At 43.4% G+C, this 24618-nt stretch carries 22 protein-coding genes, 1 riboswitch and 1 other annotated feature; of the genes, 11 read left to right on the top strand and 11 right to left on the bottom strand.

Going from position 1 to position 24618, the window contains the following annotated elements; genetic code table 11:
- Nucleotides 1-3: 3 nt before the first annotated feature.
- The 6 genes from hisH to AACV32_RS05815 form a co-directional block, all read right to left on the bottom strand.
- Nucleotides 4-666, bottom strand: coding sequence for an imidazole glycerol phosphate synthase subunit HisH (hisH, locus tag AACV32_RS05790; RefSeq protein ID WP_017044648.1), 663 nt, complete (start codon nucleotides 664-666; stop codon nucleotides 4-6).
- Nucleotides 666-1739: a bifunctional histidinol-phosphatase/imidazoleglycerol-phosphate dehydratase HisB gene (hisB, locus tag AACV32_RS05795; RefSeq protein WP_094147097.1), complete on the bottom strand. Its 1074-nt coding sequence runs from the start codon at nucleotides 1737-1739 to the stop codon at nucleotides 666-668. The genes hisH and hisB overlap by 1 nt, the downstream gene beginning before the upstream one ends.
- An 80-nt stretch (nucleotides 1740-1819) precedes the next feature.
- A complete protein-coding gene (gene hisC / locus AACV32_RS05800; protein WP_170894753.1) occupies nucleotides 1820-2860 on the bottom strand; it encodes a histidinol-phosphate transaminase in 1041 nt (346 codons plus the stop codon).
- Nucleotides 2860-4158 carry a histidinol dehydrogenase gene (hisD, locus tag AACV32_RS05805; protein WP_170894754.1) on the bottom strand — a complete coding sequence of 433 codons (1299 nt, stop codon included), beginning with the start codon at nucleotides 4156-4158 and terminating at the stop codon, nucleotides 2860-2862. Before hisD ends, hisC begins: the two co-directional genes overlap by 1 nt.
- Before the next feature lie 5 nt (nucleotides 4159-4163).
- Complete coding sequence (hisG, locus tag AACV32_RS05810; protein ID WP_026027608.1) at nucleotides 4164-5060, bottom strand: ATP phosphoribosyltransferase; 897 nt, start codon at nucleotides 5058-5060, stop codon at nucleotides 4164-4166.
- A gap of 53 nt (nucleotides 5061-5113) precedes the next feature.
- Nucleotides 5114-5250, bottom strand: a sequence feature (His leader region).
- A gap of 193 nt (nucleotides 5251-5443) precedes the next feature.
- Nucleotides 5444-7045 (bottom strand): Na+/H+ antiporter NhaC family protein, encoded by a 1602-nt coding sequence (locus AACV32_RS05815; protein WP_026028031.1) that lies wholly within the window; start codon nucleotides 7043-7045, stop codon nucleotides 5444-5446.
- Between the two features lie 116 nt (nucleotides 7046-7161).
- A riboswitch (Lysine riboswitch) is annotated at nucleotides 7162-7345 on the bottom strand.
- 418 nt (nucleotides 7346-7763) lie between these two features.
- Here AACV32_RS05815 and AACV32_RS05820 point away from each other — a divergent pair.
- A complete protein-coding gene (locus AACV32_RS05820) occupies nucleotides 7764-8177 on the top strand; it encodes an H-NS histone family protein (protein WP_017043902.1) in 414 nt (137 codons plus the stop codon).
- A gap of 56 nt (nucleotides 8178-8233) precedes the next feature.
- Here AACV32_RS05820 and AACV32_RS05825 read toward each other — a convergent pair whose 3' ends face one another.
- Entirely contained in the window at nucleotides 8234-9538 is a 1305-nt protein-coding gene (locus AACV32_RS05825; RefSeq protein ID WP_013857102.1) for an inosine/guanosine kinase, read from the bottom strand.
- A gap of 102 nt (nucleotides 9539-9640) precedes the next feature.
- On the bottom strand, nucleotides 9641-9910 hold the full coding sequence (locus AACV32_RS05830; protein ID WP_013857103.1) for a hypothetical protein: 270 nt from the start codon (nucleotides 9908-9910) through the stop codon (nucleotides 9641-9643).
- 199 nt (nucleotides 9911-10109) lie between these two features.
- Between AACV32_RS05830 and mnmA the strand changes: the two genes are divergently transcribed.
- The 3 genes from mnmA to purB are packed head-to-tail and all read left to right on the top strand — an operon-like array spanning nucleotide 10110 to nucleotide 13294.
- Complete coding sequence (mnmA, locus tag AACV32_RS05835) at nucleotides 10110-11231, top strand: tRNA 2-thiouridine(34) synthase MnmA (RefSeq protein WP_017043901.1); 1122 nt, start codon at nucleotides 10110-10112, stop codon at nucleotides 11229-11231.
- Between the two features lie 20 nt (nucleotides 11232-11251).
- The gene (gene hflD, locus AACV32_RS05840) at nucleotides 11252-11869 is read left to right on the top strand and encodes a high frequency lysogenization protein HflD (protein WP_013857105.1); all 618 of its coding nucleotides are present in this window, start codon (nucleotides 11252-11254) and stop codon (nucleotides 11867-11869) included.
- 54 nt (nucleotides 11870-11923) lie between these two features.
- The gene (gene purB, locus AACV32_RS05845; RefSeq protein ID WP_017049888.1) at nucleotides 11924-13294 is read left to right on the top strand and encodes an adenylosuccinate lyase; all 1371 of its coding nucleotides are present in this window, start codon (nucleotides 11924-11926) and stop codon (nucleotides 13292-13294) included.
- A 100-nt stretch (nucleotides 13295-13394) separates the two neighbouring features.
- Here the strand turns inward: purB and serC are convergent, their stop codons facing one another.
- Both serC and AACV32_RS05855 read right to left on the bottom strand, forming a co-directional pair.
- Nucleotides 13395-14492, bottom strand: coding sequence for a 3-phosphoserine/phosphohydroxythreonine transaminase (gene serC, locus AACV32_RS05850; protein WP_170894755.1), 1098 nt, complete (start codon nucleotides 14490-14492; stop codon nucleotides 13395-13397).
- 143 nt (nucleotides 14493-14635) lie between these two features.
- Entirely contained in the window at nucleotides 14636-15895 is a 1260-nt protein-coding gene (locus AACV32_RS05855) for a DUF945 family protein (RefSeq protein WP_017047739.1), read from the bottom strand.
- Nucleotides 15896-16069: 174 nt separating this feature from the next.
- On the opposite strand from AACV32_RS05855, the gene AACV32_RS05860 reads away from it, so the two are divergent.
- From AACV32_RS05860 to AACV32_RS05870, 3 genes are all read left to right on the top strand, one after another.
- A complete protein-coding gene (locus AACV32_RS05860; RefSeq protein ID WP_026027605.1) occupies nucleotides 16070-17995 on the top strand; it encodes an ATP-binding protein in 1926 nt (641 codons plus the stop codon).
- Nucleotides 17996-18025: 30 nt separating this feature from the next.
- On the top strand, nucleotides 18026-18523 hold the full coding sequence (locus AACV32_RS05865; protein ID WP_026027604.1) for a response regulator: 498 nt from the start codon (nucleotides 18026-18028) through the stop codon (nucleotides 18521-18523).
- A gap of 182 nt (nucleotides 18524-18705) precedes the next feature.
- The gene (locus tag AACV32_RS05870; RefSeq protein ID WP_026028034.1) at nucleotides 18706-19254 is read left to right on the top strand and encodes a hypothetical protein; all 549 of its coding nucleotides are present in this window, start codon (nucleotides 18706-18708) and stop codon (nucleotides 19252-19254) included.
- A gap of 88 nt (nucleotides 19255-19342) precedes the next feature.
- On the opposite strand, the gene AACV32_RS05875 is transcribed toward AACV32_RS05870, so the two are convergent.
- Complete coding sequence (locus AACV32_RS05875) at nucleotides 19343-19936, bottom strand: TfoX/Sxy family DNA transformation protein (RefSeq protein WP_013857112.1); 594 nt, start codon at nucleotides 19934-19936, stop codon at nucleotides 19343-19345.
- Between the two features lie 370 nt (nucleotides 19937-20306).
- Here AACV32_RS05875 and AACV32_RS05880 point away from each other — a divergent pair, with 370 nt between their 5' ends.
- The 4 genes from AACV32_RS05880 to panP all read left to right on the top strand — a co-directional run bounded on the left by AACV32_RS05880 (nucleotide 20307) and on the right by panP (nucleotide 24498).
- Nucleotides 20307-21227, top strand: coding sequence for an HDOD domain-containing protein (locus tag AACV32_RS05880; RefSeq protein ID WP_026028035.1), 921 nt, complete (start codon nucleotides 20307-20309; stop codon nucleotides 21225-21227).
- Nucleotides 21228-21250: 23 nt separating this feature from the next.
- The gene (locus tag AACV32_RS05885) at nucleotides 21251-22156 is read left to right on the top strand and encodes a lysine exporter LysO family protein (protein WP_017047741.1); all 906 of its coding nucleotides are present in this window, start codon (nucleotides 21251-21253) and stop codon (nucleotides 22154-22156) included.
- Nucleotides 22157-22242: 86 nt separating this feature from the next.
- Nucleotides 22243-22755: a hypothetical protein gene (locus AACV32_RS05890; protein WP_013857115.1), complete on the top strand. Its 513-nt coding sequence runs from the start codon at nucleotides 22243-22245 to the stop codon at nucleotides 22753-22755.
- A 99-nt stretch (nucleotides 22756-22854) separates the two neighbouring features.
- The gene (panP, locus tag AACV32_RS05895; RefSeq protein WP_170894756.1) at nucleotides 22855-24498 is read left to right on the top strand and encodes a pyridoxal-dependent aspartate 1-decarboxylase PanP; all 1644 of its coding nucleotides are present in this window, start codon (nucleotides 22855-22857) and stop codon (nucleotides 24496-24498) included.
- Nucleotides 24499-24618: the final 120 nt, after the last annotated feature.

Genomic DNA, 24618 nt, shown 5'->3' on the forward strand with positions numbered 1-24618 from the left:
CTTTTATAATTCCAAGAAGTTCTTGATCAGTGCTGAGCCTGCTTTGGATGAGCGCTCTGGGTGAAATTGGACACCATAGTAATTACCGCTTTGCAGCGCCGCGGTGAAAGGCTTACCGTATTCACATTCGGCAATCGTGTATTCACCGACGGGCATGGCGTAGCTATGGACAAAATAGAAATATTCGCCTTGCTCAATGCCTTTAAACAGAGGATGGCCTCTTTCGGCATTGACCGTGTTCCAACCCATATGTGGCAGTGGTAAATCGCCTGTATCCATCAGGCGAACCTCGCCGTCACATAACCCCAAGCATTCAACAATGTCATTAGCTTGATCGTTAGCTTGCTGTCCTTTTTCTTCTGACAGCTGACCTAACAGTTGCATGCCTAAGCAGATGCCGAGCAGTGGCTTTTCAACCTGTTTCACCAAGGTGATTAAATCGCGCTGTTGCAGATTTTTCATCGCCTCACTTGCCGTACCGACACCGGGTAAAAACAGCTTATCTGCCGTCAACACCACATCAGGATCTTTTGAAATAGTGACTGGGTAACCCAAGCGTTCGATGGCAAATTTCACGGAAGAAACATTAGCGCAGCCTGTATCAATGATGACGACCTTTTGCGGCTGGCTGCTGTGATCACTCATCGCTTCGCGGACTGACGACATTACAGTACTCCTTTGCTGCTAGGTAGTTCATTGCCTTCCACTTTAATGGCTTGGCGCAATGTGCGGCCAAAAGCCTTAAACAAACTTTCAATAATATGGTGATCATTCTCACCACTGGATGAGAGATGCAGCGTACAGGCCAAAGTGTCGGTTAATGAACGGAAGAAGTGATATACCATTTCAGTGGAGAGATCGCCCACTTGCTCACGTGTAAAGGTGGCCTCAAATTTCAGATAAGGGCGACCCGATAGATCGAGCGCGCATTGTGCTAAACACTCATCCATCGGCAACGAAAAACCAAAACGACCAATGCCACGCTTATCGCCTAATGCCTCTTTTAAGGCTTGCCCGAGTGCTAATGCGGTATCTTCAATGGTGTGGTGATCATCAATGTGCAGATCACCATTGACGCTCAACTTCAATTGAAAACCACCATGGGTTGCGATTTGGTCAAGCATATGGTCAAAAAAACCTAACCCCGTTGTAATTTGATTACCACCAGTTTCATCCAAATTGACCGCAACTTTAATGTCGGTCTCTTTAGTGGTTCTTACCACTTCGGCGCTGCGCGCTTTCACGGTTAAGTCTTTAACTATTTCACGCCATCCCATACTTTTCGGATGATATTGAATACCACGGATCGCCATATTTTCAGCCAGTTGCAGGTCGGTCATTCGATCGCCAATCACCACTGATTGCTGAAAATCGACTTTGCCTCCTTGCAGATACTCTTTAACCATCCCCAGTTTGGGTTTGCGGCAAGAGCAATTATCTTTTTCAAAGTGCGGGCAAATCAGCACATCATCAAAGATCACTCCTTGGGACTGAAAAATGTCTATCATCATCGCATGAGGGGCATCGAAATCCGCTTGAGGATAGCTATCCGTCCCCAGTCCATCTTGGTTGGTGACCATCACCAGCCGATAACCCGCAGCCTGCAAAGCCAGTAGGCTTGGGATCACATACGGCTCTAGTTTCAGTTTGTCTAAACGATCAACTTGGAAATCGACCGGAGGCTCAACAATTAAGGTTCCGTCACGATCAATAAAGAGAATTTTTTGCTGTTTGCTCACTGGAATATCCTTTTCTATTGGCCAGTAACGTCACTTAAACGACTGGCTCTTATTCATTTTGGGCTATTTATGGTGCTCGATTACTGATAATAATTGCGAATAAAAGCGAGTGTTTTTTCACACTCTTCACGATTACCGATACTGATCCTCACGCAATTTTCAATCGGAGAATTGCGTAAAATAATGCCGTGATCCCAAGCGGCTTTAAACAGCGCATCACCATCGGGAAATTTCACTAATAGGTAGTTTCCCCACCCTTCAAACACAGTTAAATTGGGCACCATATACAACCCTGCTTGTAAGTAAGCACGGTTTGCATTGAGATCCAACACTTGGAATTTGGTACGAGCCAGCCCAGCTTCCGATAACGCTTGCACGGCAATGTCTGCTACCGGAATTGGCACGGGATAAGGTGCAATTACCTTCTGCAGCACATCAATCAGCTCTTTATTGGCCAAGGTAAAACCGCAGCGCAAACCTGCAAGCGCAAACGCTTTAGATAAGGTGCGTAAAATCGCCAAATTCGGGTATTGCGCTAATAAATCAACGGTTGAGGCTTCTGGACAAAAATCAATGTAGGCTTCATCCATCACGACAATAGCGCGGTCTTTAGTCATTTCCAGCAAAGCAATAATATCTTGGCGCTTAACCAAATTGCCGGTTGGATTATTAGGACTACAAACGAAGATCAACTTCACGCGGTCCAAATTGGCACGAATGGCTGACAGGTCGAGCTGCCAATCCGCTGTTAATGGCACAACTTTACGCTCGACACCGAACGTTTCAGCGCTAATCGCGTACATACCATAAGTCGGCGGACAGTATAAAATAGCGTCTTGATTGGGCTCACAAAATGCGCGGATCAAAAGTTCAATCCCTTCATCGGCACCACGTGAGGTCAACACCTGCTCTGGTTGTACCTTGGCATAAGCCGCATACGCATCGATCATAGCTTTAGGTTGGCAATCACTGTAACGGTTCAAACGTACAAAATCGGTTTTGTACTCATTATTGAATGGCGATTCGTTGGCATTGAGCCACACATCACCACTGCCGCCAATACGGCGAGCCGATAAGTAAGGTTTTAGTGCTTGAATTTGCTTACGAGCCAGTTTTTCCATTATTTTTTCGCCTTTTGCAATTTTTCGACTCGAATGGTGACCGCACGTTTGTGTGCATCCAATCCTTCAGCTTCTGCCATTGTGACCACAGTTGGCGCTAACCCTTGTAAGCCCTCTGCGCTGAGTTCTTGCACCGTCATGCGCTTACTAAAATCAGCTAAACCAAGGCTAGAATAAGTACGCGTGTAGCCGTATGTTGGCAAAACGTGGTTGGTACCCGAAGCGTAGTCACCGGCTGATTCTGGTGACCACTCACCTAAGAAAATTGAGCCAGCGTTATCAAGTAACGGCAACAGCTCACGAGGGTTCCGCGTTTGCACAATTAAGTGCTCAGGACCGTAGTAGTTCGAGATAGAAACAGCTTGGGTCAAAGACTCAGCGATGATAATCAAACTAGAAGCCAAGGCTTTTTCTGCAATGGCGGCGCGAGATAAGCTTTTTAGCTGCTTTTGCACTGCATCTGTTACTTGATCGGCAATCACCGCTGAAGGGGTCACTAACACAACTTGTGAATCAGGTCCGTGCTCAGCTTGGCTAAGCAGATCAGCCGCGATGAAATCGGCATCAGCCGTATCATCAGCAATCACCAACACTTCCGAAGGACCCGCTGGCATATCAATCGCTGCACCGCGAAAATCATTACTCACTTGACGTTTTGCTTCTGTCACGTAGGCATTGCCGGGGCCGAAGATTTTGTCTACTTTAGCAACGGATTTAGTCCCATAAGCCATTGCTGCAACCGCTTGACCACCACCAATGTTGTACACCTCATCAATGTTACACAGCTTGGCCACGTAGAGGATTTCGTCCGCAATCGGTGGCGGTGAGCAGAGCACCACTTTACGACACCTTGCAATTTGTGCAGGAACACCCAACATTAATACGGTAGAAGGTAAAGGCGCACTGCCTCCGGGAATGTACAAACCCACCGTATTAATTGGACGCGTGACTTGTTCACACACCACTCCCGGCTGCGTTTCCACTTTGATCGGTTGCAGCTTTTGTGCTTTATGGAACTTAGTAATGTTCTCATAAGCTTGTTGAAGCGCTTGTTTCATCTTGTCAGAAAGACGCTCGCACGCCGCATCAATCTCACCACTTGAAACGCGAATTGAATCCGGTTTCACGCGGTCAAATTTTTCAGTTAACTCAATTAAAGCTTGGTCACCTTGCGCTTTCACCTGCGCAATCACGGCGCTCACGGCAGCAGTGACATTGGCTCCTTCAGTAATGGCCGGGCGTTCTAAAATTGAATCTTGCTGAGTTTCACTCAACGATTGCCAAACGACAGTTCTCATCGCCGTTACTCCATCATTTTATCGATAGGTAAAACCAAAATAGAACTCGCCCCTAATGCTTTTAGGCGCTCCATGGTTTCCCAAAATAGGTTCTCGGTACTGACCACATGTACTGCAACGCGATTTTTCTCCGCCGATAAAGGCAGCACTGTTGGGTCTTCCGCTCCCGGAAGTAAGTCTTTAATCGCTTCTAATTGATCAACCGGGGCATGCAGCATGATGTATTTGGACTCTTTGGCTTGAATCACGCCTTGCATACGCGTCAATAAACGAGCAATCAATGCTTGCTTATCTTCACTGAATTCACCTTGACGCTGAATGAGTGTTGCTTTGGATTGGAAGATAACTTCAGCCTCTTTGAGACCATTCGCTTCTAATGTTGCGCCGGTAGAAACAAGGTCAGCAATCGCATCAGCTAAGCCAGCTCGTGGCGCAACCTCAACAGAGCCTGTGAGCACACAAGTGCTAAAATCAATGCCCTTTTCATCCATGTACGCTTTGAGTAGCTGCGGATAAGTTGTGGCGATGCGTTTACCCGCCAAATCTTGAGGACCGTTGTATTGCTGATCTTTATTGATCGCGATGGATAAGCGGCAACCACCAAAATCAAGACGGCGCAGTGAAACAAACTCACTTTTCTTATTTTGCGACAAGCGTTCTAAACGCACCTCTTCCAGTTCATTCTCACCAATGAAACCGAGATCAACCACACCGTCCATCACCAGCCCGGGTATGTCGTCATCACGCACTAGCAGTAGGTCGATCGGCATATTGAGAGAGTGAACGACAAGACGCTCACCCATGATATTGAATTTCACTCCGCATTTTTTAAGTAAGTCTTGGCACTCTGAGCTCAAGCGGCCTTTCTTCTGGATGGCAATTCTTAGGCGTTGTGTTTGCATGACAATTTCCCTGTGCAATGTATTGAATGTATTTGGAATTGAGTTAAAGCAAAATGAAAAAACCCTCGGGAGATTTGCGTTCTCCCGAGGGTTTTAATCTAAATGCTTTGACTTAACCACCGGGAGTTTCCTGCCTCCCGGGTATGCGTACATCTCCCCGAAAGATTATTTAGGGTGATGGTGATGATGAATGTTCATTACAAAATTACGCATACTTATCAGCTCTTATTGGTTTGCTGTCTTGACTCCACACTAACCAAGCTGATGTTCTTTTTCAACTAAAAATTTTGCTTTTTTAAAATCTTTTTTCGCCGTCGTGCACCAGTAATAAAAAAGGGAAACTTTCGTTTCCCTTTTATCAACTCTATTTAACCAAAATACGGCTACAACGTCTCGCAATGTGTCATTTTTGATTTCGCCATAGCGGCCATAATCATGCACACAATGATAAATGCAACAGAAGCACAAGCCAACGAGATCAGCACTGACGCTGTCATTCCTAAAACAACAAAACCGACACTCGAAACCAAGGCCGTAGCCAGTGCATACGGCAATTGTGTCGCAACGTGATCGATATGGTTACAACGCGCGCCTGTCGACGATAAAATGGTGGTGTCAGAAATAGGAGAACAGTGGTCACCAAAAACGGAACCAGCGAGCACCGCGCTCAGCATAGGGAGTATTAGAGCGATATCGGTCGCCGCAGCCATATCTCCAGCAATGGGCAACATGATGCCAAACGTTCCCCAAGAAGTGCCGGTTGAAAACGCCATCACGCCCGATAGTAAGAATAAGATGACCGGTAGCCAATGCGGATCAATATTACCTTGAACCAAAGATGACATGTACGCACCGGTTTTCATGTCCCCAATAACAGAGCCAATTGTCCACGCAAAAATCAGGATCAAAATCGCACCAAACATCGATTTAGCACCGATCCACAATGTATTACTGATGTCATTCATTGGCAGCTTTTGCTTAAATACAGTAAACAGAGCCATCGCCAAGCCAACTAGCCCGCCGTAAATCAATGAAGCGCCGACATTGGTGTTTTCAAACGCACCCAGTAGATCAAATGCTTTACCGTCTGCGGCTAAAGATTGACCACCCGTAAATAACATGGCTGAAACCGTTGCAATGATGAGTAATACGATAGGCAGAACCAGATCCAACACTTTGCCATGTTCGCTCTCTTTGATATCAAGCTCTTCATTTAACTCATGTGCGTCTTGGCTATCGTTTTCATTTGCGTCGTCAAATCCACGGCCTTGGGAGGCATTAATTTCATGCTGGCGCATTTGACCAATATCTAATTGGAACCACACCACCGCAAACACCATCAGTAATGCAAAAATGGCATAAAAATTCATTGGTACTAAACGCATGTACGCGCCCAATGCCGAATATTCGGTAATCCCGTGAGAAACGAGAATACCGCCAATAATCGTCATAATGTACGCGCCCCAGCTAGAAGCTGGCATCACAACGCACATTGGTGCTGCAGTTGAATCAAGGATATAGGCAAGTTTAGCGCGAGATACATAAAAGCGGTCAGTCACAGGACGAGAAATAGAACCTACGGCTAAACTGTTAAAATAATCATCAACGAAAATAAACACACCCAAAAATGCCGCCAGCAGTTTTGAGCCACGTTTACTTTTTACGCGGACTTGTGCCCATTCGGCAAAAGCACGAGTACCGCCAGACAAAGTTAATAGCGCGGTCATCATACCTAATAAAAGCAAAAATCCGACGATACTCATATTCCAAGTATTAATGCCGCCATCAGCAACAAAGACGCTTGATACCTTAGTAGCAACATAACTGAATGCACTACCAAAAGAATAATCCGCGAGTAATACCGCGCCTAATACAATACCGACACCTAATGAAACAAGTACTCTGCGTGTAAGAACAGCCAAACTTAATGCTACCAGAGGCGGTAACAGCGACAGAGGAGATGATGCAAAATCGATTAAATTCATGATCTTCAAAAACCAGTAAGTAAATGGTTAGAGATCTACTGCAGACAAATTACGAGCTAAGATAACCACGTAATTCATGTTGAACTAAGCGAAAGGGAAGCGAACACTTCACCCAACCCTACAGTAGCGCTCCATAGTTTAAAAAAAGAATAGACTATGGCAGTGTTGTTCCTATTCGAATACAACCCCAGCAAGCTGCTTTAATGTGCATACTTACTTCGGCGATAAAACCTTTCACTTTTGTTCATTGGCATTACCCCAACAAAAGTTACTATTTTTTACCGCACCTCTACGTCAAAGAAAGTACAATAAATCACCGTTATTAAGTCATTTTAACAATGATAAATGTCTTACTTCGCTTTAGGTAAATGACATTGTACTTAACAACGAATGCATTGCAACCGATCATGTCATCAAAGTGCATCAATTATTGGTCACATTCATTAAGAAACATTGAGACTTCTTTCATAATGTGGTGCAATGAATATCACGAAGATTATAATAAAAAACATTAATTATAAGTCTATCTAAAAATCATTGATGATCTTCTTGATACTACTACTTATGTATGAAATTAGCTCATCACTAACAAGTTCATATTTTTTTGATTTTTATTTATCTATAAAATTTTCATTAATATTTGAATCTAATATTGTAAGTACCAATTCAGCAGTTTATTATTGCTGTGTCGACTAAATTAAATCAAATAGGAATAGTCATGTCTGAATTAACAAAAACTCTACTTAATATTCGTAGCCTACGCGCTTTTTCCCGTGAACTCACTCTAGAGCAGCTTGAAGAAGCACTAGATAAATTAACGATCGTTGTTCAAGAACGCAGAGAAGCGGAAGAAGAAGAACGCTCTGCTCGCGCAGAACAAGAAGCGAAGCTGGCTGCGATTGCAGAACAGATTGCCAAAGACGGTATTGATGTAAGCGCATTAATTTCTGCACTTTCTGGTGAAACTAAGAACAAAGTTAAAGTTCAAGGCAAACGCGCACCTCGTCCAGCAAAATACAAATATCTTGATGCCAATGGCCAAGAAAAAACATGGACAGGTCAAGGTCGCACACCTTCTGCAATTCAAGAGCAACTTGATGCAGGTAAATCTCTAGAAGAATTCGAGATTTAATAACTCTTTAGCAAATAAAAAGGCTCCTAACGGAGCCTTTTTATTATTTTAATCTTTTATCTTTCCCAATACGCTTCTTCTAAGCTGTCTTCACGTTCAGGTAAACCACGTGACAGACGAGGTGAATGCTGGGCTAGCACCTCATAACTGGCACGGTTGGAATATTTGCAAACTTGCGAGAAGGATGAATAGGTTAAAAAGTTATTCTGATGCTTGCTCGAATTAGGGACGTTCTCTTTATGATATTTATTGGCTGCCATATCATGCAGCAATGCCGACAACGCCGCATCTCCCGCACCATTAGTATTTTTAATTTTCTCAGGCCCACCCATATACGGTGAAATATGAGAATAAACACGTATCGGATTTTCACAACTTATTTTTGATGCTGGGCGACTAAATTCATAACGATTGAATTCAGCAATAGAACCAGGTAATAGTGGCAACGATGTTTCACGTTTCGCTGCATCTTCAGTATATCCTGCCATAAATAAACCGACTGGTCCTGCGGTGCATAATACAAGATCGACCCAATCTAAAGCTTTATTTGACGCTGCAAGAGGATCACTTTCCCCGGTTAATGCTTCGGCTTCATCTTCATTCATGGCAACAACAGTGACATGATCACGCAAAAAATTTTGCCAAAATTGAGGGTCATCTTGAATAACAAATTTAGTACCTAAGGTTAAAACAACAGGTACATCATATTTCTTAGCATATTCAATCGCTCTCATTGTTGCCTCTGGCATTGGATCACCAGTTTTGCAGCGAATTAAATAAGCAGTCAATACTAAGGCTGAAGCACTTTTAAATATTTTTTCTGGAACACTTTCTGCGCGAAGTTGGTTCATTTGCCCTTCACTAATAGCAAAGGTTCTTTCTCCATCCTCTGTGATCAAGGCAAAGCAGCGCCCAATCGCTCCATCGACCGCTTGTAAATAATTCAGATCCATCCGACTTGATGTATTACATAAATAACGATAACCGTAGCTACCAATTTTGATATCTTGGCTCATCACGCCTAACAACGTTGAGCGATCATCTGCCAGCACCGAATAATTGTGTAATGTGTTGCCAATCGTTCCCCCAGCATATTCGTTAGTAATCAGACCATTTTGTTTGAGCTCAGTGTACAAAGCTTCGGCCTTCTGATCGTCAATCACTAACGAATGGCCTTTACTAAGCTCATATTTTTCGATGAGGTCAGTATTTACTTTCGCTTCTATATCCACCAAGGTCTGGTCAATACCAATAATATGTGTACGTGACATTTTTTTATTTTCTTGTGCTTGGATAACAAGTGGGTCACGTGCATGAACAGGAAAGTAATGCTTTGATTTGCGTTGGCCAGGAAATTTCATAACGTCAGTCTGAGTAGAGGAGAAAAAGATGCGCGATTCTACCGCGCACCCATTAGCGCGGCAACTAAGGCAATTATAGCAAACGTTTGCTCTTAATTATTTTTATTCACCTTCCATAAAGCTGAGATCAGGTAACCTATCTAAATGCTCTGAATAGCGTTTTAGGTCAAATTGCCCTTCGTTTTTCATCACATCAAAAATCTCAATTGCAAGCGCACAAGCAATAGAGGCAACAGCATCCTCCCTTGAGTGACCTGTCATCATCAAGCGCATCAAGGTTTCTTTGACCTTTAACGGATTTCCGTCCGCGAGTTGATTCTCTACTGTTTCGATGAGGAACGCGTCATCCATAATCTGATTGTCATCTTGCATTTTGTGGCCTTTTGTTACGCTTTAAAATGGCACGCACTATGCCATAAGCCATTGTAGAATTCTAAAACTAATTTCTGCTGACATTGACAGATACGACGCCAATTAAACCAGATAGAAGTGTGATTGCTGTCTCGGATCTGTCGCGACGAAAATCTTTCTGCTAGAATCTGCGACCAAGTCAATTGAGTGGTATTAAGTAATGTCAGACAACCGCAGCGCAAACAGCCAAAAGAAAGTCATCGTCGGCATGTCCGGTGGTGTTGACTCCTCCGTTTCGGCGTATCTTCTCAAAGAGCAAGGTTATCAAGTCGAAGGCCTGTTCATGAAGAACTGGGAAGAAGATGATAACGAGGAATATTGTACAGCGGCGGAAGATTTAGCCGATGCACAAGCCGTGTGCGATAAGTTAGACATCCCTCTTCATACCATTAATTTTGCCGCCGAATATTGGGACAACGTATTTGAATATTTCCTTGAGGAATATAAAGCAGGGCGAACTCCCAACCCAGACATTCTTTGTAACAAAGAAATCAAGTTTAAAGCCTTTTTAGAGTTTGCAGATGAAGTGCTAGATGCCGATTATATCGCCATGGGCCACTATGTTCGACGCACCTTCCCTGAAGGTAATGACAAACCAAAAATGCTGCGCGGCTTGGACAACAACAAAGACCAAAGCTACTTCCTCTATACACTAAGCCATGAACAAGTGGCTCGTAGCTTATTTCCTGTCGGTGATTTAGAAAAACCCGAAGTTCGACGCATTGCGGAAGAACAAGGTTTGGTGACGGCGAAGAAAAAAGATTCAACTGGTATCTGTTTCATCGGCGAGCGCAAATTTACCGACTTCTTGTCTCGCTATTTACCAGCACAACCGGGTAAAATTGAAACACCAGAAGGTCTCGTTATTGGTGAACATCAAGGCCTGATGTACCACACTTTAGGTCAACGCAAAGGGTTACACATTGGTGGCCAAAAAGGCGGTGGCGGTAACGAAGACCCATGGTATGTCGCTGATAAAGATCTTAAACGTAACGTTTTGATTGCAGTCCAAGGCGCTGATCACCCATTATTGAAATCTCATGGCTTGATCGCTTCCCAATTACACTGGGTTGATCGTACACCAATCCAAGCAACGCTAAGCTGCACGGTAAAAACGCGTTACCGTCAAACGGATATAGCGTGTACCATCATCCCTATTGATGATGAAAACATTAAAGTCATTTTTGATGAGCCACAAGTGGCCGTCACGCCTGGTCAATCCGCGGTTTTCTATCAAGGCGATGTGTGTCTTGGCGGTGGAATTATTGAGCAGCGAATTTAAACAACTTAGGAGTAATAAACGTGGCTAACACCCTTTATGACCGTACCATCGCTTTTGCGGGTATCTGCCAAGCTGTCGCTTTAGTGCAACACGTAGCAAAAAATGGTCACTGTGATTCAGACGCGTTTGAAACTTCTCTAACGGCTATCTTAAGTACTAATCCAAACAATACACTTGATGTCTTCGGCTCTGAGGCCAACTTAAAAATTGGCCTCGAATGTTTGGTGAAAGGTATTGATAGCACGCCATCAGGGAGTGAAATCACTCGCTATATCATTAGCCTGATGGCATTAGAGCGTAAATTAAGCGCTCGTCGTGATGCGATGTCACAGCTGGGCGATCGTATTCAAACGATTGAACGTCAAGTCAACCACTTTGACTTGCTTGATGATCAAATGATCAGCAACCTTGCCAGTATCTACTTGGATGTTATCAGCCCTATTGGCCCGAGAATCCAAGTCACTGGAACCCCTACCATACTTCAACAAACTTCAACCCAGCACAAAGTGCGCGCCTTACTCCTTTCAGGAATTCGTTGCGCTGTCTTGTGGCGTCAGGTTGGAGGAAAGCGTCGCCATCTGATCTTCGGTCGTAAGAAAATGATCGAACAAGCTCAGATTTTATTAGCTCGAGTCTAATATTGACGCAAAGAATTCACTCTCACACTTAACCTCAAAATTCAGGAGAAAAACATGGAACTGTCAGCCTTGACTGCTGTTTCACCGGTAGACGGCCGCTACGGAAGTAAAACGATTGCGTTACGCAGTATCTTTAGTGAGTTTGGTCTCCTCAAGTATCGGACCATTGTTGAAATTCGTTGGTTACAGAAGCTTTCAGCCACTGCTGGAATTTCCGAAGTTCCAGCATTCAGTGATGAAGCCAATCAATTTCTTAATGCGATAGCAGACAATTTTAGCGAAGAAGATGCCGCTCGTATTAAAGAAATTGAACGCACAACGAACCATGATGTTAAGGCTGTAGAGTATTTCTTAAAAGAAAAAGTAGCGGGTGTTCCTGAGCTGCACGCCGTTAATGAATTCATTCACTTTGCTTGTACTTCAGAAGATATCAACAACACATCTCACGCGCTAATGCTCAAAGAAGCGCGCGATACCGTGCTTCTTCCTGAAATGCGCAACATTATTGATGCGATTCGTCACTTAGCAGAAGAGTATCGCGATATTCCGTTATTGTCTCGTACCCACGGACAGCCAGCATCACCAAGTACTATGGGTAAAGAGATGGCTAACGTAGCGTACCGTATGGAACGCCAATATAAGCAGATTGCCAATATCGAGATTCTCGCAAAAGTAAACGGCGCAGTAGGTAACTACAACGCTCACCTTTCAGCCTATCCAGAACTCGACTGGCATACCTTTAGCGAAGAGTTTATCACTGAATCGCTAGGTGTGGCATGGAACCCTTATACCACACAAATTGAGCCACATGATTACATCGCAGAGCTATTTGATGCCGTTGCCCGCTTCAATACTATTCTGATCGACTTCGATCGTGACATTTGGGGCTATATCGCTTTGGGCCACTTCAGACAAAGAACCATTGCGGGTGAAATTGGTTCATCGACAATGCCACATAAAGTCAACCCGATCGATTTTGAAAACTCAGAAGGCAACCTAGGCCTTGCTAATGCCGTGTTCAATCACCTAGCACAAAAGCTGCCTATCTCTCGCTGGCAACGTGACTTAACAGATTCAACCGTGCTGCGTAACCTTGGTGTGGGTGTTGGTTATGCGATCATCGCCTACACTTCGACGCTAAAAGGTATCAGTAAACTGGAAGTGAACCGTGATGCGCTGCTTGCTGAGCTCGATAAAAACTGGGAAGTCCTTGCTGAACCAGTGCAAACGGTTATGCGCCGTTACGGCATCGAAAAACCGTACGAAAAATTGAAAGAACTCACGCGCGGTAAGCGAGTCGATGGTGAAGCGATGCGCCACTTTATTGATGGCCTTGCGCTACCTGAAGCTGAAAAAGCACGCTTGAAAGAGATGACACCAGCCAATTATATTGGCCAAGCGATTGAGTTAACCGACAAATTGTAATGCTCTTCAATCTAGCCGATTAATGACAAAGCCCACTTAGTGGGCTTTGTTTTTTAAGGTCGTATTTTATGTTATATCGTTTTTGATACCATAAAAAACGTTAGGCGTACTGCTGTTCAAACTCTTGCATAAAATCAACTAAGGCTTGAACGCCTTCCAGTGTCATCGCATTATAAATCGAGGCACGCATACCACCCGCGACTCGGTGACCTTGCAACGAGACTAAACCACGTGCTTCAGCCAACTCTAAAAACGTACTATCCAACTCTGGTTTCACTAATTGGAAAGGCACATTCATCAGTGAACGGTTGTCTGGGTGAATGCTATTGCGATAGAAAGGTGACTCATCAATTGCGTTATAAAGCAGCGCTGCTTTCTCGCGGTTGATTTTCTCAATCGCCGCGACACCACCCTGCCCTTTTAGCCACTTGAACACGAGACCCGACAAATACCACGCAAACGTAGGCGGCGTGTTGAACATAGAATCTTGTTCAGCTTGCACTTTATAATTCAATATAGTCGGTAGCACATCACTGGCTAAATCAAGCAAATCATCACGAACAATCGCAATACAGATCCCCGCTGGCCCAATGTTTTTCTGCGCTCCCGCATAAATGACCCCGTACTTTGAGACGTCTATTTGGCGCGACAAAATCGTAGATGACATATCAGCTACAATCGGTTTGTCTGTATCTGGTAAATCATTAATCTCAATACCATCTATCGTTTCATTCGGACAAAAATGCACGTAAGCCGACTCAGGATCGATTTTCCATTCGCTGGCTGGTAATACCGCTGTTTTGCCCTCTTTGGTCACTTTGGCGTTGAAAACATCGATTTCACAATATTTCTTCGCTTCTTTGACCGCACTTTCAGCCCAGTAACCCGCATCAATATAGGTCGCTTTAGTCGCATCGCCTAATAAGTTTAAAGGCACCGCCGCAAACTGAGCGCGCGCTCCACCCTGACAAAATAATACTTTGTAATTACTCGGGATATTAAGCAAATCTCGCAGATCTTGCTCCGCTTCTTGAGCAACATGAATAAAAGGTTTACTGCGATGACTAATTTCCATAACGGACGTGCCAAGCTCGTTCCAGTTAATAAACTCGGCTTGCGCTTTTTCCATCACGGCTTTAGGTAAGGCTGCTGGGCCTGCGCTGAAATTATAGACTGGGCCCGCTTGATTTGATTCCATGAGTTCCTTGCTCCTGCTATCGACAATTAATGTGATTAATACCACTTTTTGATGTGGATAAAAAGCGAGAAAAGAGCTTCTATCGGCTCTTTTCTCTTACTGATTGCTAAAACTCGCGAAATCGTTTGCTTGAGCGCCGTTCGCTATCGCATCAATGCCGGAAGTAATAGTGTCAATAGCGGCATTTGATTGCCATTTTCAAATTCCAAGTTGCCCTGTTTCAGTTCAGCTTGGAGTCGATATCCTTGATCGGTTTGCTGCATAATTTCCATCACAACAAGCTCATCAATACCTTGCTGGATAAAAGGAAAATCTTCAACCAGCTGGTTAGAAATGAAGGTATCAATGTGGCCGGTTAAGGCTGGTAAAATGGTACTCGGATCTTGCACCACATTATTTGTCCCTTCAGGAACCGCTATCTTCCAGTTTGATTCAAACTCACCTTGGCCCACTTTTAGCGCCATTTTATTCATCGATAGATAAAAACCTTTCTCGAATAATGATTGCACATAAGGTAGTGCTTGCTGAATGTCCTCATCAGAAAGTTCTGGGCTGTTTTGGTAAAGCGTTGAGAGCTTCTCAAAAGCGTCACCATCTAAATCACCCAAGGTAAAATCAAGATTGAGGTCCTTCACCTCGCCTTCGCTATAAGTTAATTTATCCATCTCAATCAAGTGATTACTATCAAAACGAGAAGGCTCTCCTTTTAATACCGAATCAAAGGAATAACGCATGTTGTCCATACTCAGCGTATTTTCACCTAGGCCATCGACAAGATTAATTTTTGCTAACGCCAATGACTGTTGTCCTAGCCAGAAGCCTTTATCTTGTTTACCTATACCTTGACCAGTTAGCTGTGAAAGCATCATTTTTTCACCACTGGTAAAATCCAACTCAACAGAAGGAACATTCAGTTGATAAGTGATTTCACCTAGCACCGAAATATCACCTTTCAATGTGGCGGGCGTTGTCGAGAACGTCATCTCGCCATCTTCACTTTGGTAGTGCCAACTGTCTAGCGCCACAGTGTATTGAGTATTGCCATTCAACTGCGTGATACTGGTCATCGTCAATGGTAGATTTTCTTGATCAGCAATAACGGATGTTGCTGTTAAACTCAACAGGCCATGCTTAACCTCGCTATTGACTAGAACTTGGGTCGGTAAACCATCGGCAACAAACTGTTGTTTGAGCGTTTTATCTGCAATCTGATAGCGGGTTTGCACGGTTGATGAAAGGTAACCGCGCTTATAACTGACAATATCCGCCTCGATTGAACCTGAAGAGATATTTGCAATACCGTTAGTGATCACCTTTTCACCGATTTGCCCGACAGCCAACGGCCAGCATGCCGCTAAGACGATAGCACCACCAACCGCACCAATAATTTTTAACTGTTTCATAGTGTTCAATTCCTGAAGATTTTATCCAGTCTACCGTAAACAATTGAAAACCAAAACATGGAGTTAGGTCAGAGTATTGCTAAGATGTGATGAGAAATTCTAAAACCTAGCTCTCAAACCCACTGCGTAATACTTGCTACAGTAGTCAAAACAGCGATGACAGTAGAGGCTTGTGTGAACCATTACGCACTACTTTGTTTAGACAATAACCCAATCAGCACAGAACAGTTGCGAGCTGAGTTAGCTCCGTTCGCCGCTAAATTTGATCTTCATACAGCGGACACCATAGATGAAGCTGAGCAAGCCCTAGAATATTTGCACGAACAGCAACAAACGATTGCATTGGTCATTGCCAGTCACCATGAGCAGTTTGATGGTGCGGATTTTTTGACTCAACTCGATAAATCAATCCACACGCGTTCAGCGCGGAAAGTGCTGATAAGCTGCGGACAAGATATTCAAGCCATTCTCACCGCCGTCAATGAGGGCCGATTAGATCACTGCCTCACTAAGCCACTACAAAATAACGTGCTCTATAAAACCGTCCAAAAAGAGCTCACGACCTACATCTTAGATCACGATAAAGACAACATTCTCAACTACAGCACCGTACTTGATCAACAGCGCATCTTACGCGCGCACATCGATAATAAAATGCGCAGTTATCGAGATGGTTTTATCTCCGATTACCACAAGCTTTCTGATACAGAACTGGCTGAACAAGTAATTGGTGCTTTACACCAATTTTTTGAAAATGAAGATGAAACTCGCGCCTGCCGAACCTACTCCACTAATCACTTTCTTACCAAAGAGGGAGAAGAGAACCGCTTTCTTTGGTTCATCACTGAAGGTGAAGTGGCCCTGTATAAAAAAGATGATTTAGGGCAACAAAGAGAAGTGGTTCGCCACAAAAAAGGCAACATTGTCGGTGGTATGTCTTTTGTGACTGGTGAGAAATCTTTTTCTACTGCCGTCACCCTGACTAAAACCGATGTGATTAAACTAGACCGAGATGTGTTTGCAAAAGTCATGCATTCGGATACTCGGCTATTACCCCTATTTACTAACTTGCTGCTCCGCCATTTTAACCGCCGCTTACAACGCAGTATTAACACTAAATTGCAACTACAAAAAACGCTCGAATCACTTGAGTCAGCTCATCAGCAATTAATCGAGCGGGAAAAAATGGCCATGCTCGGTCAGCTTGTTGCAGGCGTCGCTCATGAACTAAACAATCCTGTCGCCGCAATTTTACGTGGAACCGAAACATTGTCAGACAAGATTGAGCACTTAGTCCAAGAGACTGAACATAAAAATCTGCAACATAAAGGCAGCCAACTATTAAGGAATGCACTTTCAGCCAAACCTACTTCTACATCAGAAGAGCGGGCACGCGCTAAAGCCATAGAAAATGAAATTCATCATCGTTTGATCGCAAAAAAATTGGTCAAACTCAATCTAGATGATGATCTTGCGCTCCGACAATCGGCTAAGCACGATCCCGAAAAAACGTTAGAAACACTGGAACAATTAGAAAACTATTTCCTAACTGGTAGTACACTTCGTTCTATCAATGTTTGTGCACAACGCATCGCCGATATGGTACGAAGCCTTAAAGGGTATGCTCGCCCTGATGATGAAGCGCTGCACAAGGTCAATATTCATGAAGGTATTGAAGACACTCTGGTTATTTTCGAAAATCGTCTTAAGCGCCACAAAGTCGAGAAAGAGTATGCCGACTTACCTTTGATTACCTGTCAGCCGATTGCATTACAACAAGTATGGACAAACCTCATTTCCAACGCTATTGATGCCTTCCCAGCCAATGGCGTACTGCACATTGCAACCACATTAGCAAAACAGGGTAATCAATCTTTTGTGACCATCAGTTTCACGGATAATGGTTGTGGGATCCCGTACGAGCAGAAAGAGCGTATCTTCACATTAAATTACACGACGAAAAAAGAAGGTAACTTTGGACTCGGTATTGGGCTTTCTGTCTGCCAACAAATAGTCCACCAGCATCAAGGTTGGATCGATGTTCAATCTGAACAGGATAAATACACGACAATGACGGTATGGCTGCCAGTTAGTCGATAACTTGTCGTGCTGATGATTAAGGAGAATATCATGAACAAATTTTTGATCTTATGCGTGGACGATGAACGTGAAGTATTGGACAGCGTCATACAAGACCTCGACGAATTTGAAGAGTTTTTTATCTTAGAAGCCGCAGAATCTGTTGCAGAGGCAAAAGAAGTGATTGCCGATCACCAAGCTCAAAATATCAAGCTGGCTTTAATTTTGTGCGATCACATTATGCCCGAACAAACAGGCATTAGTTTCTTAATTGAATTAAGCCACAATGAAGAGACGCAACATACACGCAAAGTACTACTAACAGGCCAAGCAGGGCTAGAAGACACCGTAGAAGCGGTGAATCATGCCAGCCTACATTTTTATGTAGCCAAACCTTGGGATGGGAACAAACTTCGCGATGTTATCAAAGATCAATTAACACAATATATGATTGAAAACGAATCAGATTTAATGCCTTGGGCTAGAGTCTTGGATGCCGAGAAAATCTTCAATGCGATCGCACAAAACCGCATCAGTTTTGGTGAATAAAATATCCTAACGAAGAAATGGCACTGTCTTTGCTTATTTTTTGCGAAGACAACAAAAGAATGACACTTTTTAATGGCGACAATGTCAATCTATGCACTATGATGTCTAAATTCTTTAATGTCACCGCGGGCATTCCGCGACTGACCATGGAAATAAACTAAAAATATAGGTTTATAGTGACTATGCGTAAAACAATCATTGCAGCCGCTTTGCTGCTAGCCTCAGGCCAAACACTGGCAGAAATAGACCGAAATAGCCCATCCGTCATGAGCAATTTTAGTTACGACTATATCGAAGCTCGTATTGGAGCAAGTCCAGTCACCTTTGGTGCTGCGATGAGCAAATCAATTCACCCAAATGCACATGTTATTGGTCGTATAGACTCTGAGTTTGAAGGTGATTTTGACGCAGCCGCAGGTTTTGGCTTTCATGCTCCTATTAACAACTGGGCTGACTTCACGGGTGAAATGCTATTACGCGTCGTAGATACCCGCGATAATAAAAGCACCGATACCGGAATGGAATTAAACCTTGGCGTACGTCAATGGCTTGGACCACAGTTAGAAGTTGGTGGCAAAGGTGGCTTTGTTTCTATCGATGACAATGATGACTGGATTGCGTCTGTTTATGCCCGTTTTCATTCTACAGAACTTTTCTCTCTCGGTGCCGAGGCTCGCATCAATGATGCTTACGGCGATCAACTGATGTTTACGACTCGTTTTAAGTTCTAGGTGTAAGCTAAATACAATAAAAAGCCGAGACGTAAGACTCGGCTTTTTATTTGATAACTATTTATTTGATAACTGTGCTACAAAACTGTCAGCGTAATGAGCAGCTTTCTAATAATTGACGCTTGCGAGGCTCTTGCAGCAATTTCCAATGAATACCTTCGATCGCACCAGCAAACTTCCACAGTAGTTTTACATCGACGTCACTACCGTACGTTTTTCTCACTTTAGAAAATATCGTAGGAGCACCTAAGCGCATGAACGTTTCCACATCATTAATGCCCGCTTTTTTAACCATACGCTCTAACGTTAACTGCATGTTTGGTAAGTCACGTAGTCGACGGCTTGCAGAGGATTTTTGAAAGCTACGTTGCTCAACAGAATAGCGAATGGAACGTTCAATGATCGTATCTAGGCTCTCATGATTGCTCACAAAAAGCTCAGTAATATCATAATAATTAACGGTTGCTGTGGTCTGCTTTTTAACGTGTTTGTATTTTTCGCAGCCTAATTTTGTGAGTGCATCATCGAGCTCTTCACCTCCACGAATAAAAACAGACTCTTCACTAATCAGTGAATACATCGCTTCTTTTTGGAAAAGCCCAACACCGCCAAACATTGAACGCTTTTGAAATGCGCCAAATTTAATAACGTAATTGAAAAATGCATGCTCAATCATATCCATTGATCCTTAATCAAGTTCCCCGATTAATAGTGATCACCAGATAGCAGCGTATTTTTGCGAATAAAAAGAGTAAGTTAGCAACAAGCTTGTAGTAGTTTAGTATTAGCTTGCTTAATATGGGTACTATCATAGTTAACGATACAAAATAAGTCTGGGCATACATCACATCAATAGACATATCTGCGCAGAGTTATGAGATAGAAATCACATCATTGTGTTTATGAATAAATTTTTTTGACACATACGCTTTCCATTAACGTATTAAGATTAATGCATCAAGAAAACAAATTAATGCGATTGATGGTGAATTGATTGCTTATTTGGGTTAGCAGACGGTAAAATGCCTTCAGTACAGATTGAGCACAAATTTATGAATCATCTATCTTTTTACTGGCTTCCAGATCATCATCAAATGCTCATCCAAGGGTTAGAAAGTGAATTTTCTCAATTGGTTGAACACTCACTCAGCACAGGAAAAATTTCACTTCCTCCTATTCCTGATGTTGTTCTAAAAATACAGCGCTTATGCACATTAGAATCTACAGAAATTTCAGATGTCGCCGATTGTCTACTTGAAGATCCCGGACTGACTGCAATTGTAGTACGCGTAGCAAACTCTGTTGTCTTTAATCGTCGAAATATTACCTGTACGGATTTAGTCACGGCTGTATCACGCTTAGGCATACTACGAGTACGCGACATTGTAACAGCCCAAGCGATTGAGCAGTTAAAGCACTCTGTAAACTTAAGCAAAGAATGCAATAAAATATTGGTTAATAGCGCCACCATATCGCGGGAGCTTGGCGCAACCATGGTGATGGTAACTCACGCATTTAAACAACTTGAACCAAGCCGATATCAACATTTAGAGCAGGAAAAAGCCTTACTTGTCGGTCTACTTGCGGATATTGGCTTGTTTTGTCTGGTACACGAATATCATTTATATCTTGAGAAAGGCAACTATCTCGATCAAGACATCGCCCTACAGATTTTTCAGTCGCGATGTTCAAAAACCAGTCAGCTTGTGTTAAGAAGTTGGGGGTTCGACTCAGATTTCCTTGAAGTAGCAGGAAATCAATCTTTAGTCGCATCTTCTCACGAAGTCAGTTACCTTGATGTGGCACGTATTGCTCACCATCTTTTACTGTTTCGTCGTCAAGATGAAGAGATTGAAGAGCATGACGTCGAAATAAATGCGACCGGAGCTGAGGTGCTATACAACTTAAGTAACCTTAGTGAGCTTGAATTCAAATCAAAACTCAATGATGTGATCAACGCAAGCGGCTTCTAAACCCAAAATAATCAGAGGATGAGATGTTCTCAGGGATGTTATTTATTTTTGCCCCACTAATAGTGGGGTATCTATTTTCTATTGCCAATCAACAGTGGCTAGCAGCATTAAATAAAGCCACGTCTTGGTTAGTTTACGTCATTCTGTTTCTGATGGGTTTAAGCTTGGCAGCCCTCGATAACTTGGGCAGTAACCTACAGTTGATACTCAAATTTACCACCGTATTTTTCTTGATGATCGGTGCTTGCAACTTGTTGGTCTTGCCTTTTATTGACAAATTCCTACCCATAAAAACCGATGCGAACCATTCAAAACTGCCACTATCTAGCATGGCGTTAGAATCCGTAAAGCTGATTGTGGTTGTCGGTGGAGGATTGGCGCTTGGGGTTGTATTAGGATTCGATTTAAGTTGGGTGAGCACTGCCAGTGAATGGATCTTGTTCGTATTACTTTTCTTTATTGGTATTCAGTTGAGAAATAGTGGTTTAACTCTACGACAAATTTTGCTCAATAAATACGGAATGGTCATCGCATTAGTCATTATATTGACCTCTTGGATTGGGGGGATCATTGCGGCCATGATTCTTGATATCCCAATTTATCGAGGACTAGCCATGGCTTCCGGTTTTGGATGGTATTCACTTGCCGGGATTTTAATGGGTGATGCTTTCGGCCCAGTCTATGGTGGTGCCTCTTTCATGATAGAGCTACTTAGAGAACTGGTTGCTTTAGTGATGATCCCCATGCTAATCCGAACCAAACCTTGCTCTGCCATCGGCTATGCTGGGGCAACTGCGATGGATTTCACCTTGCCCGTGATCCAGACAACTGGCGGGGTTCGTTGCGTACCGATCGCAATTGTCAGTGGGTTTATTCTCAGCCTACTGGTGCCTATTCTTATGCTGTTCTTTGTATCACTTGCAGGCTAGATCTCAGGAATCACTCTAGCCTTCATTTAAACTAACAATAGGGAGTAGAAAACTCCCACACAATAACAAAGCCCAAAGGAAGATTTATGAAACGTGTTCTCGTTGCCCTACTGCTCTCAACTTCAGCGAATGTTGCTCTCGCTGCTGATAACCAATGCTTATCCGAAAAATATGACGCTTATGTCGACGCGTCTCTCCATTGGTATAGTGATCTCGCAGACTTAACGACTGCGCAATATCCTGAACTTACTGAAGTCAGCCAATGGTTTCTGCAAGGACGCCAGCATCACTTTGAATTAAGCCGTGCGGCAGTCCACTATTACCTAAGCAACGATCCTTCGAAAGTTGCCACCTCGCAACCTGTAGAAGCTTGGTTAAAACTAGAACAGCACGACATTAAAGTATTGGCCTCACGCAGTGATGATCTCGGCCACATTGCTAAAATCACCTATGAAGATCGCCAAGCAAAGCCTAACGAAAAAAACTATGAATTACGTTCAGCTTTAGCCGAATTGCTCAGTCATCCGAAGCAGATCGAAGCTGCGTTGAATAAATATAACGATGCCATCGCCTTGATCGAAAAGAAAGTCTGTAACTAGTCGCCGCCTCTACTCTAGCCGAATTAAGACGGGACAACTGTCCCGTTTTCGTTTAGATTGTGCCGCTCGCATTCCATAAAATCAAAATAACGAAGCTGTATGGTATCAGAACAAAAAACTGCAAATGTGAGTTTCGAGAGCTTGTTACGGATCTTCACTGTGCCCGAAGGCCCCGATTCAACACTGACAAAAATAGACCAAGAGCTATCGCGCAATTTGAACCTCTTCTTGCGTGAACATATTGTCGCTGAAGAAAAACCACTCAAAGAGATCGAAAAAGATTTCTCTAATCCGCAAATTCCAGAGTCACCGGAGTTCGTTTCAGAACATACTCAGCATTTGTTGGATAATTTAGTCGCTCATTCAGTGCATACCTCGGCTCCTAGCTTTATTGGTCATATGACATCTGCACTGCCATATTTCTTGATGCCGTTATCAAAGATCATGATTGCGCTGAATCAAAACTTAGTCAAAATTGAAACGTCAAAAGCGTTTACACCGCTAGAACGGCAGGTTTTGGGTATGTTGCATCGTTTGATCTATCAAAAAAACGACGCTTTTTACAGCCAATGGATGCATAGCGCTAATCATTCGCTCGGTGCATTTTGCTCTGGCGGAACAATTGCCAATATCACGGCATTGTGGGTGGCTCGTAATAATGCTTTGAAAGCCGATGGTGATTTCCAAGGCGTCGAAAAAGAGGGGCTGTTTAAAGCCATGCGTCATTATGGTTACCACGGGTTAGCCATTTTAGTGTCTGATCGTGGCCATTACTCTTTAAAGAAAGCCGCTGACGTATTGGGTATCGGCCAAGAAGGCTTGGTTTGTGTAAAAACCGACCACAACAACCGCTTATGCCCACAAGATTTGAAAGCCCAAATGGCACACCTAAAAAGCCAGAAAATTAAACCTTTTGCGGTTGTTGGCGTCGCCGGAACGACAGAAACAGGCAACATTGATCCCTTAAGAGATATCGCCAATATTTGTCAGCAAGAAGGTTGTCATTTTCACGTAGACGCCGCCTGGGGCGGTGCAACATTAATGTCGAATAATCACCGACACTTACTCAATGGTATTGAGTTGGCTGACTCCGTCACAATTGATGCACATAAACAGCTCTACATCCCTATGGGTGCAGGCATGGTACTATTCAAAAAGCCTGATGCTATGCATTCAATTGAGCACCATGCGCAGTATATTTTGCGGAAAGGTTCAAAAGATCTAGGCAGCCATACGTTAGAAGGTTCTCGTTCAGGTATGGCCATGTTGGTGTACGCTAGCATGCACATTATTAGTCGCCCTGGCTACGAATTATTGATTGACCAAAGCCTAGCTAAAGCTCGCTATTTCGCCGATCTAATTAAAGAACAAGACGATTTTGAGCTGATTTCTGAACCCGAACTGTGTCTTTTAACCTATCGCTATATTCCTGCTTTTGTTCGCCAAGCACTGCAACAAGCCTTGCCCAATCAAAAAGCAGAACTGAACGCGTTGCTAAATGAAATCACCCAGTTTGTGCAGAAAAAACAAAGGGAAACGGGGCGTTCATTTGTCTCTCGAACCCGTTTAAACCCAGAACGCTGGGACAAGCTTGATACCATCGTATTCCGCGTGGTACTAGCCAACCCGCTAACGACACATGCTATCTTGCACTCGATATTAGATGAGCAGCGACATATTGCCACGCTAGCCCCTAATTTGATGGCCAAAATTGAGCGGCTTGCTCAAAGAATCATCAGCTAGAATCCCTGTAAGTTACAGCGAATTGAAAATTTATTTCTTTTTGCTGTAACTAATACATCATTAATGAGCTGGAAATTTCCATTAATCATCGATTTAAATCTAAATTCTGTAGTTTTCATG

It is taken from the genome of Vibrio sp. B7 (genome assembly GCF_963888765.1).
Lineage (GTDB): Bacteria > Pseudomonadota > Gammaproteobacteria > Enterobacterales > Vibrionaceae > Vibrio > Vibrio anguillarum.

Bases quoted from the DNA above. Each gene is read 5' to 3' on its own strand.
- AACV32_RS05820 (WP_017043902.1), top strand. From the start codon at position 7,764: ATGTCTGAATTAACAAAAACTCTACTTAATATTCGTAGCCTACGCGCT.
- AACV32_RS05890 (WP_013857115.1), top strand. From the start codon at position 22,243: ATGAAACGTGTTCTCGTTGCCCTACTGCTCTCAACTTCAGCGAATGTT.
- mnmA (WP_017043901.1), top strand. From the start codon at position 10,110: ATGTCAGACAACCGCAGCGCAAACAGCCAAAAGAAAGTCATCGTCGGC.
- AACV32_RS05830 (WP_013857103.1), bottom strand. From the start codon at position 9,910: ATGCAAGATGACAATCAGATTATGGATGACGCGTTCCTCATCGAAACA.
- hisC (WP_170894753.1), bottom strand. From the start codon at position 2,860: ATGGAAAAACTGGCTCGTAAGCAAATTCAAGCACTAAAACCTTACTTA.
- AACV32_RS05855 (WP_017047739.1), bottom strand. From the start codon at position 15,895: ATGAAACAGTTAAAAATTATTGGTGCGGTTGGTGGTGCTATCGTCTTA.
- AACV32_RS05825 (WP_013857102.1), bottom strand. From the start codon at position 9,538: ATGAAATTTCCTGGCCAACGCAAATCAAAGCATTACTTTCCTGTTCAT.
- AACV32_RS05885 (WP_017047741.1), top strand. From the start codon at position 21,251: ATGTTCTCAGGGATGTTATTTATTTTTGCCCCACTAATAGTGGGGTAT.
- serC (WP_170894755.1), bottom strand. From the start codon at position 14,492: ATGGAATCAAATCAAGCGGGCCCAGTCTATAATTTCAGCGCAGGCCCA.
- hisG (WP_026027608.1), bottom strand. From the start codon at position 5,060: ATGCAAACACAACGCCTAAGAATTGCCATCCAGAAGAAAGGCCGCTTG.
- AACV32_RS05815 (WP_026028031.1), bottom strand. From the start codon at position 7,045: ATGAATTTAATCGATTTTGCATCATCTCCTCTGTCGCTGTTACCGCCT.
- purB (WP_017049888.1), top strand. From the start codon at position 11,924: ATGGAACTGTCAGCCTTGACTGCTGTTTCACCGGTAGACGGCCGCTAC.
- hisD (WP_170894754.1), bottom strand. From the start codon at position 4,158: ATGAGAACTGTCGTTTGGCAATCGTTGAGTGAAACTCAGCAAGATTCA.
- AACV32_RS05880 (WP_026028035.1), top strand. From the start codon at position 20,307: ATGAATCATCTATCTTTTTACTGGCTTCCAGATCATCATCAAATGCTC.
- panP (WP_170894756.1), top strand. From the start codon at position 22,855: ATGGTATCAGAACAAAAAACTGCAAATGTGAGTTTCGAGAGCTTGTTA.
- hisH (WP_017044648.1), bottom strand. From the start codon at position 666: ATGTCGTCAGTCCGCGAAGCGATGAGTGATCACAGCAGCCAGCCGCAA.
- AACV32_RS05870 (WP_026028034.1), top strand. From the start codon at position 18,706: ATGCGTAAAACAATCATTGCAGCCGCTTTGCTGCTAGCCTCAGGCCAA.
- AACV32_RS05865 (WP_026027604.1), top strand. From the start codon at position 18,026: ATGAACAAATTTTTGATCTTATGCGTGGACGATGAACGTGAAGTATTG.
- AACV32_RS05875 (WP_013857112.1), bottom strand. From the start codon at position 19,936: ATGGATATGATTGAGCATGCATTTTTCAATTACGTTATTAAATTTGGC.